This is a genomic window from Mesorhizobium argentiipisi (SeqCode), from assembly GCF_037179585.1.
GTDB classification, from domain to species: Bacteria; Pseudomonadota; Alphaproteobacteria; order Rhizobiales; family Rhizobiaceae; genus Mesorhizobium; species Mesorhizobium argentiipisi.
In genome coordinates this window covers 1-16725 of the sequence record NZ_JAPYKO010000016.1, presented here as the reverse complement: position 1 = coordinate 16725, position 16725 = coordinate 1, and the positions used below count along the sequence as shown (strand labels likewise).

Annotated in this window: 19 protein-coding genes; 7 read left to right on the top strand and 12 right to left on the bottom strand. The window is 63.3% G+C overall.

Translation table 11 applies throughout. The annotated features are described in order from the left end of the window. Nucleotides 1-35 precede the first annotated feature (35 nt). The 3 genes from O7A05_RS21230 to O7A05_RS21220 form a co-directional block, all read right to left on the bottom strand. Nucleotides 36-440, bottom strand: a complete 405-nt coding sequence (locus O7A05_RS21230) for an SRPBCC family protein (RefSeq protein ID WP_337094917.1) — start codon at nt 438-440, stop codon at nt 36-38. Next, nucleotides 437-760: an ArsR/SmtB family transcription factor gene (locus O7A05_RS21225; RefSeq protein ID WP_040990288.1), complete on the bottom strand. Its 324-nt coding sequence runs from the start codon at nt 758-760 to the stop codon at nt 437-439. Before O7A05_RS21225 ends, O7A05_RS21230 begins: the two co-directional genes overlap by 4 nt. 218 nt (nt 761-978) lie before the next feature. Next, nucleotides 979-1440, bottom strand: coding sequence for an NUDIX hydrolase (locus O7A05_RS21220; protein WP_337094916.1), 462 nt, complete (start codon nt 1438-1440; stop codon nt 979-981). Between O7A05_RS21220 and O7A05_RS21215 the strand changes: the two genes are divergently transcribed. Beyond that, nucleotides 1370-1555 (top strand): hypothetical protein, encoded by a 186-nt coding sequence (locus O7A05_RS21215; protein ID WP_337095055.1) that lies wholly within the window; start codon nt 1370-1372, stop codon nt 1553-1555. The two genes, O7A05_RS21220 and O7A05_RS21215, sit on opposite strands and share 71 nt — an antisense overlap. A gap of 30 nt (nt 1556-1585) precedes the next feature. Here the strand turns inward: O7A05_RS21215 and O7A05_RS21210 are convergent, their stop codons facing one another. Continuing rightward, nucleotides 1586-1876, bottom strand: a complete 291-nt coding sequence (locus O7A05_RS21210; protein WP_337094915.1) for a hypothetical protein — start codon at nt 1874-1876, stop codon at nt 1586-1588. A 32-nt stretch (nt 1877-1908) separates the two neighbouring features. Continuing rightward, complete coding sequence (locus O7A05_RS21205) at nt 1909-2244, bottom strand: hypothetical protein (RefSeq protein ID WP_337094914.1); 336 nt, start codon at nt 2242-2244, stop codon at nt 1909-1911. An 11-nt stretch (nt 2245-2255) separates the two neighbouring features. Between O7A05_RS21205 and O7A05_RS21200 the strand changes: the two genes are divergently transcribed. Further along, nucleotides 2256-2852: an invasion associated locus B family protein gene (locus tag O7A05_RS21200; RefSeq protein ID WP_337094913.1), complete on the top strand. Its 597-nt coding sequence runs from the start codon at nt 2256-2258 to the stop codon at nt 2850-2852. Nucleotides 2853-3333: 481 nt separating this feature from the next. Here O7A05_RS21200 and O7A05_RS21195 read toward each other — a convergent pair whose 3' ends face one another. From O7A05_RS21195 to O7A05_RS21180, 4 genes are all read right to left on the bottom strand, one after another. Further along, complete coding sequence (locus O7A05_RS21195) at nt 3334-4425, bottom strand: Gfo/Idh/MocA family protein (RefSeq protein WP_337094912.1); 1092 nt, start codon at nt 4423-4425, stop codon at nt 3334-3336. 71 nt (nt 4426-4496) lie between these two features. Continuing rightward, a complete protein-coding gene (locus O7A05_RS21190) occupies nt 4497-5669 on the bottom strand; it encodes an ABC transporter substrate-binding protein (RefSeq protein WP_337094911.1) in 1173 nt (390 codons plus the stop codon). A 65-nt stretch (nt 5670-5734) separates the two neighbouring features. Continuing rightward, nucleotides 5735-6583: an ABC transporter permease gene (locus O7A05_RS21185; RefSeq protein WP_337094910.1), complete on the bottom strand. Its 849-nt coding sequence runs from the start codon at nt 6581-6583 to the stop codon at nt 5735-5737. Next, nucleotides 6580-7407: an ABC transporter ATP-binding protein gene (locus tag O7A05_RS21180; protein ID WP_337094909.1), complete on the bottom strand. Its 828-nt coding sequence runs from the start codon at nt 7405-7407 to the stop codon at nt 6580-6582. Before O7A05_RS21180 ends, O7A05_RS21185 begins: the two co-directional genes overlap by 4 nt. 275 nt (nt 7408-7682) lie before the next feature. Here O7A05_RS21180 and O7A05_RS21175 point away from each other — a divergent pair, with 275 nt between their 5' ends. Then, nucleotides 7683-8630 carry a MurR/RpiR family transcriptional regulator gene (locus O7A05_RS21175; protein WP_337094908.1) on the top strand — a complete coding sequence of 316 codons (948 nt, stop codon included), beginning with the start codon at nt 7683-7685 and terminating at the stop codon, nt 8628-8630. 201 nt (nt 8631-8831) lie between these two features. After that, entirely contained in the window at nt 8832-10619 is a 1788-nt protein-coding gene (locus O7A05_RS21170; RefSeq protein WP_337094907.1) for an NAD(P)/FAD-dependent oxidoreductase, read from the top strand. Nucleotides 10620-10831: 212 nt separating this feature from the next. Here the strand turns inward: O7A05_RS21170 and O7A05_RS21165 are convergent, their stop codons facing one another. Beyond that, nucleotides 10832-12064: an amidohydrolase/deacetylase family metallohydrolase gene (locus tag O7A05_RS21165; protein WP_337094906.1), complete on the bottom strand. Its 1233-nt coding sequence runs from the start codon at nt 12062-12064 to the stop codon at nt 10832-10834. A gap of 88 nt (nt 12065-12152) precedes the next feature. Continuing rightward, nucleotides 12153-12518, bottom strand: a complete 366-nt coding sequence (locus O7A05_RS21160; protein WP_337094905.1) for a RidA family protein — start codon at nt 12516-12518, stop codon at nt 12153-12155. Between the two features lie 189 nt (nt 12519-12707). Between O7A05_RS21160 and O7A05_RS21155 the strand changes: the two genes are divergently transcribed. Next, entirely contained in the window at nt 12708-13193 is a 486-nt protein-coding gene (locus O7A05_RS21155; protein WP_337094904.1) for a hypothetical protein, read from the top strand. A gap of 113 nt (nt 13194-13306) precedes the next feature. On the opposite strand, the gene O7A05_RS21150 is transcribed toward O7A05_RS21155, so the two are convergent. Further along, on the bottom strand, nt 13307-13561 hold the full coding sequence (locus O7A05_RS21150) for a hypothetical protein (protein WP_224585518.1): 255 nt from the start codon (nt 13559-13561) through the stop codon (nt 13307-13309). A 242-nt stretch (nt 13562-13803) separates the two neighbouring features. Between O7A05_RS21150 and O7A05_RS21145 the strand changes: the two genes are divergently transcribed. Together O7A05_RS21145 and O7A05_RS21140 are read left to right on the top strand one after the other, a co-directional pair. Continuing rightward, complete coding sequence (locus O7A05_RS21145) at nt 13804-15297, top strand: ATP-binding protein (RefSeq protein WP_337094903.1); 1494 nt, start codon at nt 13804-13806, stop codon at nt 15295-15297. Nucleotides 15298-15737: 440 nt separating this feature from the next. Continuing rightward, a partial coding sequence (locus O7A05_RS21140) for a VCBS domain-containing protein (RefSeq protein WP_337094902.1) occupies nt 15738-16725 on the top strand: 988 nt, incomplete at its 3' end.

Here is a 16725-nt window from a genome sequence, read left to right as displayed (position 1 = left end):
AGGGCCGTGTCTATCTTTTGAAGCTTCGGCGGAGGTCAATCGATCCGCGAAAGCAACTGCTCCAAGGCCGTGAAGTTGCGCTTCCAGCCCACCGTGGCGCCGCGGTAGTATGGCTCCTGATCGGTTCGGAAACCGACCTGCTCCATGCGCAGGCGCGTGCCCCTGCCCGTCGGGGTGAGCGTCCACGTGACCACGCTCTCGAGATCCTTGGTGTCCCAACTGTAGGACAGGGTCCTGTTGGGCTCGACCGTCCGCACCTGGCAGTCGACGCCTCCCCATTCCGCGCTCAGATTGAAGCGATGGTCCACGACCGGCTTGAAGCTGTTCTTCATCAGCCACTCCTCGATGAGATGCGGTTGGGTGAGCGCGCGCCAGATCTTTTCCGGCGGAAAAGGTATCTCGCGCTCGACGATGACGGAGCGCGTTGCGGCTTCGTTCATTGATCCATCCTTTTGAGCAGGTCTTCCAGATCGTCGAACCGGCTTTCCCAAAAACCCGCCATGTCGCGCGTCCAGTCCATCAATGGCGCAAGCGCCTTGAGCTGCGCGCTGTAATGGGTCTGGCGCCCTTCATGACGGTCACGCACCAGACCGGCTTCCTTGAGCACGCCCAGATGCTTCGACACCGCCGGCTGCGATACGCCCGCCTGTGCGGTGAGAGCTCCGACCGTCTGCTCGCCCTGGCGGCACAGACGTTCGAAGATGGCGCGCCGCGTCGGATCGGCAAGCGTCCTGAACAGCATGTCATGCGCGGTTGTCATTCAAATCGATAACCCATTGGCTATTGATTGACGTATAACCGCTGGGATATGTATGAGTCAAGCAGCGAATGACGGCCTGTCGAAACCGCTACGCCTAAGATGCGCCCGCCTCGGAACAATCGCGGGAGCGAACGCAACAGGGGCCGCTGACCAGGGATGGCTCTGGGGCCGTGGCGGCACGCCGCGACCCTTCCGAACGACACTGAACAGGGGATGGCTTATGCGGCCACCGGAACGGTCAAATCTCTCAGCAGCGTCGAAAGCTCCGGCTCGTCGATGAGCAATGCGGCGTCTGCCGCCGGCAGCCACGCGCGCTGCCGGTTCGCGGCTTCCTGCCAATCGGCAAGCTCCTCGGTGACCTCGAGCAGATAGACCACAACATCGACGGGAATGAAGCCGTTGGTCATGCGTTTCCAATAGGAATAGGTGCCGGCAGGCTGCTTCAGCGCCTTGCCCAGAACGCCGGCTTCTTCCTGGGCTTCGATCGTTGCCGCCTTGCGCCCGCTCTTGCCCTTCATCGGCCAACCCTTCGGCACGATGAAGCGCCGCGTGGTGCGTGAGGTGACCAGCAACACTTCGGGGCTGCCGTCCTCTCGCAACCGATACGGAATGGCCGCCACCTGGCGAATCCGTTGGCCTTTCCTGGCTTTGCGAACTGCTTTCTTCTTGGTTGTTGCCATCCCAAATTCCGGTGAGAGCAGCGTCTTGCAGCACGCTATCCGCGCGGCAAAAACCCTGTCCTCTGCAAACCCTAAAACCGCCGCCCTTGCAATCCGGCATTTTGCCGGCAAGTAAGTCGGCTAATAAACTGAAAAAAACAAAATGTCAGCGGCAAACCCTGGAAATCGTGTTGCCGACCGCTTCGATCCGGCACGTCTTGTCAAATACCGGCACATCGGGCTGACTTCTGGGCGGGGCAGGCCGGTCGAGCTCGCGATAGATTTGCTGCTGCTGCTGGTATTGCTGCCGCTGCAAGCGGTTCTGCAACTGCTGCAGCTCATTCTGCTGCATCAATGCGTTGCGGTTCGTGGGGATGACGATTTGCGCATAAGACGGCGCAATCAGAGAAACCGAGGCCGCCAGCATGGCGCCTGCCAGAACAGCCAGACGAAGCATCCGCAAGGCTCCCATACGAAAAACCATGCGTTTCATATAGTGCGGACGGCCAATAACGCTATGGGCAACTGCGAAACGTGATGCGGCTCACGCAAGCCGCGCGATCGACTATGCCGTGACGCGGCGCTGGAGGTCGCAGCCGACATCCCGCCGCCGCCGAGAATTTGCCCGGCAATCCGGCATTGCACTTGACGGAAGCCATCGATTCGCCGCTCTATCCGGTCGGCGCCGGGCTGGAGCTCAATGGCGTCAACGGCGTCCGGGTTGGCTGTCAGGTACAACGGCGCCTTCGGACAAACGGTCAAGCAGAACGCGGTCAGGGCGTCTCTGAAGGTCAGCTTCCAGCTGACGCGGGGGGCGACGGCCAAGAAGGGATCTCATGAGGACGAAGTACGCGTATCTCGCGGCGATGCTGGCGGCCGCCTGCATTGCCGGTGTGCCGGCGGCGGGACTTGCCGCGCAGAATAAGACCGACAAGGCGGCTCCAGCGGCCCAGCCCGCCGACGCGGCGGCCAAGCCGCAACTGCCGGGCGGCGCCTCGGCGCTGTCGGAAACGCATGGCGACTGGACGGTCAACTGTCAGGTCACCGGCACGAACAAGGTCTGCAGCCTGTCGCATCAGCAGTTCAACAAACAGAGCGGCCAGAGGCTGCTGGCGATCGAATTGACGACCAAGACCGGCCAGGACGCCGCCGGCACGCTGGCGCTGCCCTTCGGGCTTGCCCTGGCCAACGGCGTCTCGTTCGAAATCGACGACAAGAAGCTGGATGGCACGTTGCAGTTCAACACCTGCCAGGCGGTAGGTTGCCTGGTACCGGTGACGTTCGATGCCAATATCACGCCGTTGCTGCAGAATGGCACCACGCTGAAGGTCAACGCCACGGCGGCCGACACGACGCAGCCGATCTCCTTCACCATCTCGCTCAACGGCTTCGGCAGCGCGCTGGCGCGGACGGCGGACCTGTCGGCGGACTGACCGGCGAACAAGCGTATTCGTCTTAGAGCAGTTTCTACGCAATCCGGACGGAAAACCGCTACACACTTTTCCTGGAATTGCTCGGGCGACCGGCGGATGCCGGTCGCCCTCTTCGTTTCAATCGACCTCGCGCAACCGATAGCCGACGCCGGTCTCGGTGATGATGGGAGAACCTCGCCGCGCTTCACCAGGTCGGCCAGGCGTCGGAGTTGGTGTAGGTCTCGAGCAGGCTCTCCGAAATCGCGGCCATGTGTTCCTCCCGTTAGGTTCTTGTCGAAGGCTGAGAATGGCTCGGCGGCTCCCCCTCACCCAGCCTCCGCTTCGCTCGGCTCTCCTCCCCGGCGGGGAGAGGAGATCGTCAGCGTCGGCGCCAACCTCTTCTCCCCGTCGGGGAGAAGGTGGCCGCGAAGCGGCCGGATGAGAGGGCTGGCGCAGCGTCTTTTTTTGGCGGAAAACCGCTACGCACTTTTCTGGAGTTGCTCTAGACCAGCTCGACGGTCCGCTTCTCCGCGATGCTCTGCTCGGCCGCCAGCACGATGCGCAGGCTGTTGACCGCGGCGTCCATCTGCTCGCTGAGATCGAGGTCCTCGCGGATGGCGCGCAGGAAGAAGGCCTGCTCGCGATCGCAGAGCTCCTGGTGGCCAGGTTCGTCCTCCATGCTGACGATCTCGTCGGGCTTGGTAAAATTCTTGTCGCCGTCGACCTGCGCATAATGGATCTTCAACGCGTCGGTCTTGGTGTGGCGGTCGATGTCGGCGGAATCGGACACGTCCTCGGCGTCCTTGGCGCTGCCGGCCTGCTGCCCGGCGACGATCGAGACCGCGCCCTTCGGGCCGACCACGTCCTTCACGAAATAGGCGGTCTCGCTCATCATCGGACCCCAGCCCGCCTCGTACCAGCCGACCGAGCCGTCATCGAAGGTGACGTGCAAATGGCCGTAATTCTGCTTGTCGGCCTCGGCCCACAGCTTGGCGCCGATGCCGTGCACGCGCACCGGCTTGGCGCCGGTCAGCTGGCACATGACGTCGACATAGTGAACGCCGCAATCGACGAGCGGGATCAGCGAGTCGATCAGGTTCTTGTGCCAGTGCCAGGCGCTGCCGCTGCTCTGCTGGTTGAGGTTGAGGCGCATCACCAGCGGCTTGCCGAGCGTCTTGCCGACCTCGATCAATTTGATCCAGGACGGGTGCACCCGCAGGATGTAGCCCAGCACCAGCTTGCGGTTCTTCGCGCGCGCGGCGGCCACAACCTTCTCGGCGTCCGCGATGTTGGTGGCCAAGGGCTTTTCCATGAACACATGGCAATTGGCGGCGATCGCCTTCAGCGCATATTCCGCATGGGTATTCGGCCAGCTGTTGATGGAGACGGCGTCCGGCTTCGTCTCCTTCAACGCCAGGTCGAAATCCTCGAAGAGCGGATAGCCGGCGAGCTCCTTCGGGATCTTCTTGTTGCTCTTGATCGAGCGGCTCATAATGCCGACGATCTCGAAGCCGTCGGAGCGGTGATAGGCGCTGGCATGCGAGGCGCCCATATTGCCCAGACCAACCACCAGGATTCTTACTTTGCCGGCCATCGAAGCCTCCTCGATGCTTGAACGATAATTCGGGCGGCGCATCGCGCCGCCCGTTGGTCGGTCGATCTGCCCTATTTGACGGCGGAGTCGAACAGGTGCGCCTTGATCTTGTCGACATCGAGCGCGGCAAAGCCTTCCGACAGTTTCACGCCGTCGGCATCGGCCTTGACCTTGGCCTTGTCGAAGTCGTTGGCTGGCTTGATCAGGTCGTTGGTGCAGACGTCTTCCGCCTTCACCGGCGCGGTGATCTGGCCGATTTTCAGAATCTCGTCGAAGAAGCCCTGCCAGCTCGCCATGTCGTGCGAGCCCCAGCCGCCGCGCTTGTCCATGTCGCCGCGGAAGACGTTGATCTGCTGCAGGATCGAGGTGGTGCCGAGCTCCGGGCCGAGGTTCTTGGCCAAGGTCGGGAATTGCTCGAACACGGCTTCGACCGCGGCGCGCGGGTTCTGGTAGCCGAATTCGAGGCCCATCGCCCAGCCGCGCAGATATTTCTCCAGGAAGGCCTTCTTGTCGGCATCCTCGAGGTCGGCGGCGCGCACGACGAAGGTGTTGGCCGGCAGCTTCGAATTCTGCACGCCCAGCCAATATTCGAAGTCGAGCCCCTTGGCGATCCATTCGGCACGGAGCCCCTCCCAGGACAGCGCCGCGTCGCCCTGGCCGCCGGCAAGCGCGGTGCCCCAGGTCGGCCAGCCGGCCTCGACATATTTCACCTTCTTGATCTCGACGCCTTGAGCGGCAAGCAGCGGATCGACGATCGACTGCCAGGCGGCGGAGCCGAGCAGGATGGTCTTGCCTTCGAGGTCCTTGAGGTTCTTGGTGCCCTGGCCCTTGCGGAAGGCGATGCTGAAAGTATCGCGCGCGCCCATATGGAAGACGGACTTCAGCTTCATGCCGTTCTGGATGGCGAAGGAGAAGACGCCCGGCGAGGGAAAGCCCATGTCAGCCTGGCCGACATCGACGAATTTCACCGTCGCGGTGCCGTCTGACGGGCCCGGCTGCATGTCGGTGTTGAGGTCGCCGAAATAGCCCGCCTTCTTCGCCGACCAGTAGGGATAGTCGTCCAGCACTTCGAGCGTGCCGCGCGGCGAGATCCAGGTGAATTTCTCATAACCCGCCGCCCTCGCTTTCAGGCCGGACGCGCCGAGCGCGGTGGCGGTGACGACGCCGGCCGCCGTCACCTGCAGAAAATAGCGGCGGCTGATGCCCACCGGTGCACTGGAATGGATCGGATTGTCGTTGGTCATAGCACTCCCCTTTTTGTTGATTGCTTGCCTTCGCCCGCCTCCCGGGCGACCTCGTCCGTTCGCGCTTACGTCTCCCAGCTCGCCCATTTCTTGCCGATCAGGAAGAACAGCACGTAGATCAGGATGCCGAGTGTCGACAGGATCAGCACCACCGCGAAGAATTGCGGCATCTGGATCATCGACGAGTATGAAGTGAGCCGGTTGCCGAGGCCGAAGCCGCCGCCGACCATCTCGGCGCCGACGGCGGTGAGCAAGCCGAAGATCGCGCCGATCATCAAACCGACCAGGATCATCGGCAGCGCCATCGGCGCGCGGATTTTCCAGAAGATCTGCAAGGTGCTGGCGCCATAGGAGCGGGCTAAGGCGATCTTGGCGCTGTCGACGCGGCGGAAGCCGGTGGCGGCATTGATCATCACCATTGGGCCGGCAGCCAAAGCGACCGCAATGATGCGCGGCGTGTAGCCGAAGCCGAAGCGCAGGATGAGCAACGGCACCAGCGCCAGCATCGGCGTGGTGACGAGGATCAGGATGTAAGGCGCGACGATCTTCTCGGCGAAGGGAAACTGGGTGATCACCGCCGCCATCACCAGGCCGACAATGGCGCCGATGGCGAAGCCCGAGACAAGCTCGACCAGCGTGTAGCCGAGATGCGGCGCGATCAGCGGAAACTCGTCGAATAACGCGTAAACGATCGAGCTCGGCGGCGGCATGATGTATTGCGGCACATGGAAGATGCGCAGCGCCAGCTCGATGCCGCCGATGATCACCACCGCCACGGCAAGGATCGCCGCCACCTCGGCGCCGGATTTGATGCCGGGGCCGTTGGCGAAGGCGGAAAGGTTGGTCAGGCTGACGTCCTGCCCATCTCCCGATTTGGCCTTCGAGAATTCCGGAATGGCGTCGCCTCCGCTCACGGCCTGATCCTCACGATTTCAGCCGATGGTCGTTCCGGCGTCTTTGGCCGCACGCGCTCGCCGACGATATCCATCTTGATCTTGTTGGTGAGGTCAAAGACCTCTTTCGTCGCCATGATCTCCAGCGAACGCGGCCGCGGAAACGGCACGTCGTAGATCTTGGCGACGCGGCCGGGCCGTGTCGTCAACACCACCACACGGTCTGACAGGAAGATCGCTTCCTCGATGCTGTGGGTGATGAAGACGATGGTGGTCTTGGTATCGAGCCAGATCTCCTCGACGAGGCGGTTCATCTCTTCGCGAGTGAAGCTGTCGAGCGCGCCGAAGGGCTCGTCCATCAAAAGCACGGACGGCTTCAGCGCCAGCGCGCGCACGATCGCGGCGCGCTGCTGCATGCCGCCGGAAAGCTCGCGCGGGAACTTGCCGCCGAATCCGTCGAGCCCGACCCGGTTGAGTAGATGCGCGATCCAGGCGCGATCCGGCTTCTCGCCCTTGATCTCGAAAGGGAAGTTGATGTTCGCGTCGAGATTGCGCCAGGGCAAAAGGTTCGCTTCCTGAAAGACGATGCCTATCTCGGGGCGCGGTCCGGTGATCTCCTTGCCGTCGAGCAGGATCGCGCCCGCTGTCAGCCGATGCAGGCCCGACATCGACCACAACAGCGTGGTCTTGCCGCAGCCGGAGGGACCGACGATCGAAACGATCTCGTTGGGTTGCACATCCAGGCTGCAGCGATCCAGCGCCAGAAGATCGCCGGAGCCCGTCTGGTAGACCTTCGTCGCTGCCTGCACGCCGAGCTTCGGCGTTCTTGCGCTTGCCGTACTCATGCTCCCCCTCGGAGACTGCGCGATGCGTTGCCGGAGGCCCATCTGTCCGCGAAAATCAGTCTGTAACTATCCTACTTTACTGTCAAGCGGCGGCAGACTGCGGAAGCAATCAGGTTCAATCAGATTTCATATAAACGTTTGATTCTTAGCAGTTTTATGATCCCTTGCGGTGCGTGTTACTTTCCTACATACTCGTCTCGGTTGATTGCCTATGGTCAGCAGGCGGATAATCGCGAAGATGATAGGGCACGAAGCGGGCTGGGGAGGACTGGCCAATGACCGAAGCTGACAGCCAGGCGTTGCGAACGACGGACGAGGATGGCGACCGGCACGACCATGTCAGGCGCATTCCCGATATCATCTCGCAGGTGAAGGACAGCTATGCGGAGCTGCGGCCGGCCGAGCGCCGCGTCGCCGATGTCGTGCTCGACGACGTCAAATATGCGGTCGACGCTTCCAATGCCGCGCTTGCCCAGCGCGCCGGAGTCAGCGAGCCGACGGTCACCCGCTTCTGCCGCGCCATCGGCTGCGACGGCGTGCGCGATTTCAAGCTGAAGCTGGCGCAAAGCCTGGTTGTCGGCGCGCTCTATCTCGCCACTAAGCCGCAACCCGCGAACAGCGACAGCGGCATGCCGTTCTGGAACGCGGTGTTCGGCGAGGCACGGCGGGCGCTGCAGGAGGCGGAGCGGCAGATCGATCCGGGCCAGCTGCAGAAAGCGGCGGATCTGATCGCCAAGGCCCGGCAGGTGACGGTGTTCGGCCTCGGCGGCAGTTCGTCGGCGCTGGCGCAGGAAACGCAATACCGGCTGTTCCGCTATGGCATCACCATCAGCGCACAATGCGATCCCTATTTGATGCGCATGACCGCCTCGACGCTGAAGCCCGGCGATCTGGTCATCGCGATCTCGGCCACCGGCCGCACACGGGAAGTGATCGAAGCGGTGGAGCTTGCCAAGCATTACCGCGCCAACGCGATCTGCGTGACGGCGCCCGACACCGAGCTGACGCGGGTCTGCGACGTGCGGTTGACGATGGCGGTTCCCGAATATCCCGACACGCTGAAGCCGACAGCGTCGCGCTACGCTTTCCTCGCGGCCATCGACCTGCTGGCGGTAGCGACCGCCTACAGGATCGACGGCCCGGCGCGCGAGACGGTGCGCCGCATCAAGTACAACGCCCAGATCCATCGGACAGGCAAGGAGATGGAGCCGCTGGGGGATTAGCAGAGTCCCTTCTCCCCTTGTGGGAGAAGGTGGATCGGCGCGCAGCGCCGAGACGGATGAGGGGTGTTCCAGCGGAGTGAGACGCTGGCTTTCCCTGGAGCACCCCTCATCCGTCGCCTTCGGCGACACCTTCTCCCACAAGGGGAGAAGGGGGAGGCGCCGCCGCCAAGGAATTCGAACTGAAGAAGGGAACGAAGAAGAATGCTCGACATCGCACCATCGCAACAGGCGGCAACCTGGCTCGGCTCATTCGGCCGGGCGCTCGAGGCCGGCGATATCGAGGCGGCGACAAACCTTTTCGCGGAGGATTGCTACTGGCGCGATCTTTTGACCTTCACTTGGAACATCAAGACCATGGAGGGACAGGCGGCGATCCGCGACATGCTGAAGGCCACGCTGCCTTCGGCGCAGCCATCGCACTGGCGGATATCCGGGGAGCCCAGCGTCGACGATGGCACCGTCGAAGCCTGGTTCACATTCGAGACGGCGGTGGCGCGCGGCGAGGGGATCCTGCGGCTCAAGGACGGCCGCTGCCGCACGCTGTTGACCGCGATGAGCGCGCTCAAGGGGTTCGAGGAGCAGAAGGGCCCGGCGCGGCCGCTCGGCATCCGCCACAAGGCCGACCCGAAGCGCGAGACCTGGGCGGAAGCACGGGCGCGCGAGGCGCGCGATCTCGGCGTGCACGAGCAGCCCTATTGCCTGGTGATCGGCGGCGGTCAGGGTGGCATCATGCTAGGGGCCCGGCTGCGGCAGCTCGGCGTGCCGACGCTGATCATCGAGAAAAATGCGCGCGCCGGCGATTCCTGGCGCAACCGCTACCGCTCGCTCGTGCTACATGATCCCGTCTGGTACGATCATCTGCCCTACATTCCGTTCCCGGAAAACTGGCCGGTCTTCACGCCCAAGGACAAGATGGGCGACTGGCTGGAGATGTATACCCGCGTCATGGAGCTGAACTATTGGGTCGCCACAAAATGCGTCAGCGCCGTCTATGACGAGGCCGAAAAAATCTGGACCGTGGTGGTCGACCGCGTCGGCCAGCGCATCACGCTGAAGCCGAAGCACATCGTCTTCGCCACCGGCGCCTATGGGCCGCCGCGGCAGATCGAGCTGCCGGGCGCCGAAAGCTTCAAGGGCGAGCTTTTGCATTCCAGCCAATATTCCACCGGCGAGAAATTCCGCGGCAAGGGCGTCGCGGTGATCGGCGCTGCAAGCTCAGGCCACGATGTCAGCGTCGATCTGTGGGAAGCGGGCGCCAAGGTCACCATGGTCCAGCGCTCGCCGACGACGGTGGTGAAATCCGATACGCTGATGGATGTCGGCTTCGAGATATTCTCGGAGAAGGCGCTGGCGCGCGGCATCACCACCGACAAGGCCGACATGATCGTCGCCTCCACGCCTTTCGCGCTGGTTCCGAAGGGCCAGCGCGCGCTCTATGACGTGATCCGGGCGCGCGACGCGGATTTCTACCAGCGCCTCAGCGACAGCGGCTTCGCCATCGACTTCGGCGAGGACGAGACCGGGCTGTTGATGAAGGCCTATCGTACAGGCTCGGGCTATTACATCGATGTCGGCGCCTGCGAGCTGATCCTGAACGGCGAGATCAAAGTCAAAAGCGGCGCCGGCATCAAGTCGCTGACGCCGGACGGCATCCTGTTCGACGACGGCAGCGAACTCGCCGTCGACGCAATCGTCTGCTGCACCGGCTACCAGTCGATGAACGAGACAGTTGCGGGAATCGTCTCGCGCGAAGTCGCCGACAAGGTCGGCCCGTGCTGGGGCCTCGGCTCCGGCGTGAAGGGCGATCCCGGTCCCTGGCAGGGCGAATTGCGCAATATGTGGAAGCCGACGGCGCAGGAAGCACTATGGTTCCACGGCGGCAATCTGGCGCTGTCGAGGTTCTACTCGAAGTTCGTTGCGCTTCAGCTCAAGGCGCGCATGGAAGGGATTGCGACGCCGGTGTATGGGGAGCCGAGCAACGCTGGGTAAGATCGACCCCCACTCCGTCGAGCTTCGCTCGACACCTCTCCCCCGATCGACGGGGGAGAGGAAGGCGCGCGCTTATTCCAGCTGGCTCCCTTCCTCTCCCTCCGGAGGGGGGAGAGGTGGCGCTGCGAAGCAGCGACGGAGTGGGGGAAGCCATTCGTCAAACGCGCCGCCGCAGCAATCCTGCCGGCCATCTCCCCTCAAGGAGAGATCAGCTAATCATACCCCCGCCCAAAATGCCTCGCCGCCACATCAACATGCGTGTGATGCGAATGGGCCTCGAAGCGCTCCGTCTCGTTGTAATCCGTCGTTTCGTTCGGCCACCATTTGCCGCCGATGACGATACCGTTGGAGACCAGCCGCTGATCCGCGACCAATGACGCCCCGACGGCGTCGACGAAGGTGAAGCGGCCGGGTTGGAGCTTCAGCACGGCGACATCGCCGGTGCCGCCGACCTTCAGCGCGCCTAGTTCCGGTCTGGCGATCGCCTCCGCCGGCCGCTGCGTCGCCGCGCGCAGCACCTCGATCAGCGGCATGCCGAGCGCCATGAGCTTCGACATGCAGACCAGGATATCGAAGGCCGGGCCGTCGACGCAGTAGAGATGCACGTCGCTGGAAATAACGTCGGGCGCGAGACCTTCGGCGAGCATCGCCTTCGCCACCTCGAAGTCGAAGGAGCCCATGCCGTGGCCGATGTCGAAGATGACGCCGCGCTCGCGCGCCAGCCGCATATCCGGCCGCACCGCGCCGGAGGCGAAGACCGGCGCGTTGGGGAAAGGCCGGAAGCAATGGGTGAGGATGTCGCCGCGGCGCAGCCTGGGCAGCACCTCCGAGCGGCCTGGCGGCGGCTCGTCGATATGCGCCATCAGCGGCAGGCCAGCCTTGTCGGCGGCTTCAAGCGCGAGGTCGACCGGCGCGATACCGCTCGAGCCGCCGGCATGCTTGCCGGAGCGGACTTTCACGCCGACGACGACGTCGGCATGCTCGCGCACCGCCGCCACCGTTTCGCGCGGCTCGCAGAGCCTGAGATCGCCGCATTCGCCGACGGACACGGTGTTGGAAAAGCCGAAAATGCCGGCGAAGGAGATGTTGACGTAAGCCAGGATGCGGACCTTCGAACGCTCGATGACATGGCGGCGAAAGCCCAGGAAATTGCCGGCGCCGGCGCTGCCGGCGTCGATGAAGGTGGTGGTGCCGCTCTTGGCGGCGAGCCGGTCGGGGTCGACACCGAGCGAGGTGCCGCCCCAATAGACGTGGCTGTGCAGGTCGATGAGACCGGGCGTGACGATGCAGTCCCTGGCATCGACCGCTTGCGTGGCATGCTCGGCGTCGATCGCGGCGTCGATCGCGGCGATGCGTCCATCCGCAATGGCGACATCGCGTTGCGCGTCCAGCCCCGATGCGGGATCGATGACACGGCCGCCCTTGATCAGGAGATCGAACTGCATCGGTGCCCTCCCTTTGTTTCACGCAATTCCGGACGGAAAACTGCTAAACACTTTTCCTGGAATTGCTTCAAGCGATCCGACCGGGCGATCAGACCGGCCGGTAGGCGACGGCCTCGACCTCGATCTTGATGTCGATCATCAGACGTGACTCGACCGTCGTGCGCGCCGGCGGATCCTTGGAGAAATGCTTTGCGTAGACGGTGTTGAAGGTGCCGAAATCGCGCGCGTCCTCCAGCCACACCGTGGTCTTCACCACATCGTCCATGGTGCAGCCGGCGAGCGCCAGCGCCGCCTTGACGTTCTGCACCACCTGCTCGGTCTGCTCGGCGATGCCGCCCTTCACCACCAGCCCGTCGCTGCCCACCGGCACCTGGCCGGAGACATAGACAAAATCGCCGGCTCGCACGGCGGGCGAGAGCGGGACATGCGATTTTCCAAAGCACTGCTTGGGCAAATGAGCCTCCTTTGTCGATTGAGCGGGACTGTTTATAGAGCCGTCTATGCTTGTCGGCATGATCCTCATAGAGCCGATGTCGGAAAGCAACATTTTTTCGAAATTGATGTTGCTTTATTACACAAGCCTGAGCATGTTGCGCTCGACGCCGCTTCCGGCCGGTTGCGGCATTGTGAGGGGAGATCCAGCATGACCTTCGACAAGAATCCGTTTCCTGAGGGCGATGCCGACCGCCACGCGCTTTGGGAAATGTTGGTGCGGCGCGACATCGATGCCTTCCTCGGGCAGGACTGGTCGATGGTCGAGGACGATTTCATCGCCGAAAGTTTCTTCGGCATGCATGCGCATTTCCTCAGCAACGCCGACGCCTGGCGATTGCAGTTCCCAAGGCTCGAAATCTATCGCGACGAATGGCTGCGGCAGGCCAAGGAAACCGCGGCGACGAAATTCGCCGAGCCGCTGCGCGAAGCGCTGTTTCGCGTCACCAACATGCGCGACATCGACATCGACGGCGACCGCGCGGTGCTGCACAAGAAATTCGACGGCTCGGTCGCCAAAGCGGATGGCGGCGTCGATCGGCTGAAGTGGCAGACGCTCTACTTCTGCCGCAAGGTCGGCGGACGCTGGAAGATCGCGGGCTTTGTCGGCTACATGCCGCATCCGCTGGGAAGCTAAAAGGGGCTATCGGACGCCGCCTGCGTTGGCAAAATCGACCATTATGGAGCTTAGCCGAAGCGCCTGTTAGTTCGTCATTGACGACGTTAGCGAAGGTTCAGCCGACGGGCTCGCTAGGAAAGCCGTGGCAACCGCTCATCGGGCGAGCGGTGGTCGAAGACGACGCCCATGGTCTTACCAACGGCGGTCATCACGATCAGCTCGACCAGATGGTCATCGCTGTCCACACAGGATGGGTCGGCGTGGCGTATGGCATCGAGCATGGCGCGTGTGGACACGGTGTCGCCAGCGCGAAAGTTCGAAAGAGCAGACGAAACAAGGTCTTGCACCGTGAGGTCCGGGACCGGCACTTCCGCAGCGATGTTCATTGGCCTCCTCCTGCCATGAACCTTCTCTGAAAGAATGATACGCCAATAGTTGGATTGCGCCAGCGAAATGGTGGTCCGACCAGTGCGATTGCCGACAGCCTGCCGCCAGTTCGGACCATAGCGACGGGGGCTGACGCCCGCCCTTAGATGTGGACATCGGTTGGCCGATGGCCGGCAAGCTCGACGCACCGCGCTCAGGTTGATAAGCCCGTCGCGCGCAGGGAGACGATCCGAGTCGAAATATGACCGTTGCAATCGAGATGGGGCAGACGACGGCAGGCGCGCCGGCGGCCCTCGACCTTGAGGAATTGCTGGCGACCCGCCTGCTGGTGCAGGGCAATTCGGGCTCCGGCAAGTCGCATCTGCTGCGCAGGCTGCTCGAACAGAGCGCGCCTTGGGTGCAGCAGACCATCATCGACCCCGAAGGCGACTTCGTGTCGCTTGGCGAACGGTTTGGACATCTGGTGATCGACGCCGAGGAGCATACCGAGCGCGGCCTGCAGGCGGCTGGCGAGCGGGCGCGCATCCATCGCGTCTCGACAGTCCTCAACCTCGAAGGGCTCGATGCCGAAAACCAGATGCGGCGCGCCGCGGCCTTCCTCGGCGGGCTGTTCGAGGTCGCTCGCGACCATTGGTACCCGATGCTGGTGGTGGTTGACGAGGCGCAGCTCTTCGCGCCCGCAGCCGCCGGCGAGGTTTCGGACGAGGCGCGCAAGCTTTCGCTGGGGGCTATGACCAATTTGATGTGCCGCGGCCGCAAGCGCGGGCTTGCCGGCATCATCGCCACGCAGCGGCTGGCGAAGCTTGCCAAGAACGTCGCGGCGGAAGCGTCCAACTTCCTGATAGGCCGCACCTTCCTCGACATCGACATGGCGCGCGCGGCCGACCTGCTCGGCATGGAGCGGCGCCAGGCCGAAGCTTTTCGCGACCTGGAGCGCGGGCATTTCATGGCGCTCGGCCCGGCGCTGTCGCGCCGTCCGCTCGGCCTGCGCATCGGCCAGACCGAAACCAGCCCGCGCAACGGCACGCCGCGGCTGATGCCGATGCCGGGAACCGCGCTCGAAGATGCGCGCTCGATCATTCTTGCCGCGCCGCCGCCGGAGACGGTCAGGCCGCAACGCCGGCCTTCGCCCGACCTGCTCGACCAGCTGATGGCCGCCAAGGCCGCGCCGCTGGACATCCGCCCCGAGCCGATGGAGCCGCGGCCAAGCGCCGAGGACCTGGCAGAGCGGCGCGAACGGATGGACCGCATTCTGCGCGCCATCCTGGCCGAGCCGGATGCCGGATTCCGCGTCATCGGCGTGCTTTACCAGGAGTTCGTGGTCCGCTGCCGCATCGAGGGCCTCGCTTCGGTCGTGCCCGACCTTTCGGAATTCCGCCGCATGCTGACGCGCGCCCGCGCGGGCGTCGGCTCCGACATGGCCGAGGACGATGCGTGGCGGGACGTGTCGGTGCGCGCATCGCTGTTGCCCGAGGACATGCAAGGCGTGTTCATGATGATCGCCCGCGCCGCCAAGGAGGGCTGGCCTTGCCCCAGCGACGCGGCGATTGCCCGCGCCTATGGCTCGCATTCTCTGCGCCGCGCGCGCCGGCTGCTCGACTATATCGAGGAGCAGGGGCTCGTCGTCTGCCAGGTCGACGGCGTCGGCCGGCGAACGGTGACGCTGGTCGAGCTCGCCTGGGCGACGGCGCCGGGCGATCCGAATGCCGCGGAGCAGGACAGCTTCCCGGTGTGAGGTTGCATGAAAAGGCGCCGCCGACCAAGTGCCTATCATTCGCTTAAGTCGCAGCCACGTTGAGGGCCACAGGCATCAATCGACACGATGGCAGATTTGTTAAATGTTTAATGAATCGTTAATATTACGCGAAAATATATATGCCGTTATGGTTTCCAAATCATAAAAAGCTAATATACCTGACTATAGGTGTGTCTGTCCCGCGATTGTGGCGACCGAGGAGGGCACGCTAGGAATGTTGGGGTGCGAGCGTGCAAGCGCTCTGGGGTGGGGTTTTGTCTCTCAGCGAGAGAAGTCTTTACGTTCAAACAGAGTGGCTTGGTCCTGACCAACCGCCGCAGGCGGAAGCATCCGCTTGCGCCGCCCGCACCAGGATCAGCAGCAACCGTTGGGGCGAACACTTTCGTCGTTCGCAGAGGGATCACAGGGGGTAATCGGCAATGGCGACCACAACAGTTTCAGGCTCGACCGTCACGTTTTCGAATTCGGGCGCGGCAGCCAATCTGACATCAACCGGCAGCGAGGACGGCAGCCTCCTGTTCACATTCGACGTCCTTGCAGCAAGCGGTGGCGGCACCAAGACGACGATCTATTCGGTGGATGACGGCGTCAAGAACGACGACGGAGGGGCTGCGATCGTCGTCACCAACAAGGCGTTCGCCGACTATAACAAGGACCTGCTGATCCAGGACGGTGCGAACGTCATCGAAACCAGCAGCACGAGCGGGGCGAAATTCTGGATCGGCACCGACAACAAGATTCATTATGACGCAACCACCCTAGCCCCCCTGATCAACGCGCTCGGCGCTGGCGAGCAGTTCACGGACACGATCCAATACACGATCAAGATGTCGAACGGCACGCTCAGCGTTGGCACGCTGACGGTTGTGATCACAGGTACCAACGATGCCCCGGTGATCACCGTCACCGCCGGCGATCACGATGCTGTCACGCTTAACGAAACAAACTCCCCTTTGTCGACAAACGGTACGCTGACCGTCAGCGATGTCGATATCCATGATACGGTCAATGCCTCGGTGACGGGAGTGACCTTGGGCGGAGCTACCGGCTCCCTTCACGCTGCCGATGTCGTGAACATGTTGTCGCTGGGCGGCAATCCCGTCATCGACAACAGCCACACATCGGGCGCGATCAACTGGTCGTTCAACTCCACGCCGCAAGCTTTCGACTATCTCGCGGCGGGCGAGCACCTTACGCTCAAATACACGGTCAAAGCGGATGACGGTCACGGCGGCACGACGACGCACGACGTGACGATTACGATCGACGGCACCAACGATGCGCCGACGGTGTCGGCGGCGGTCACCTCGACGGCCTCGGAGGACGCCGCCGCCTACACGATCGACCTGCTCACCAACGCCGCCGATGTCGACCACGACGCGGTGCTGCACATCGCCAATCTGACCG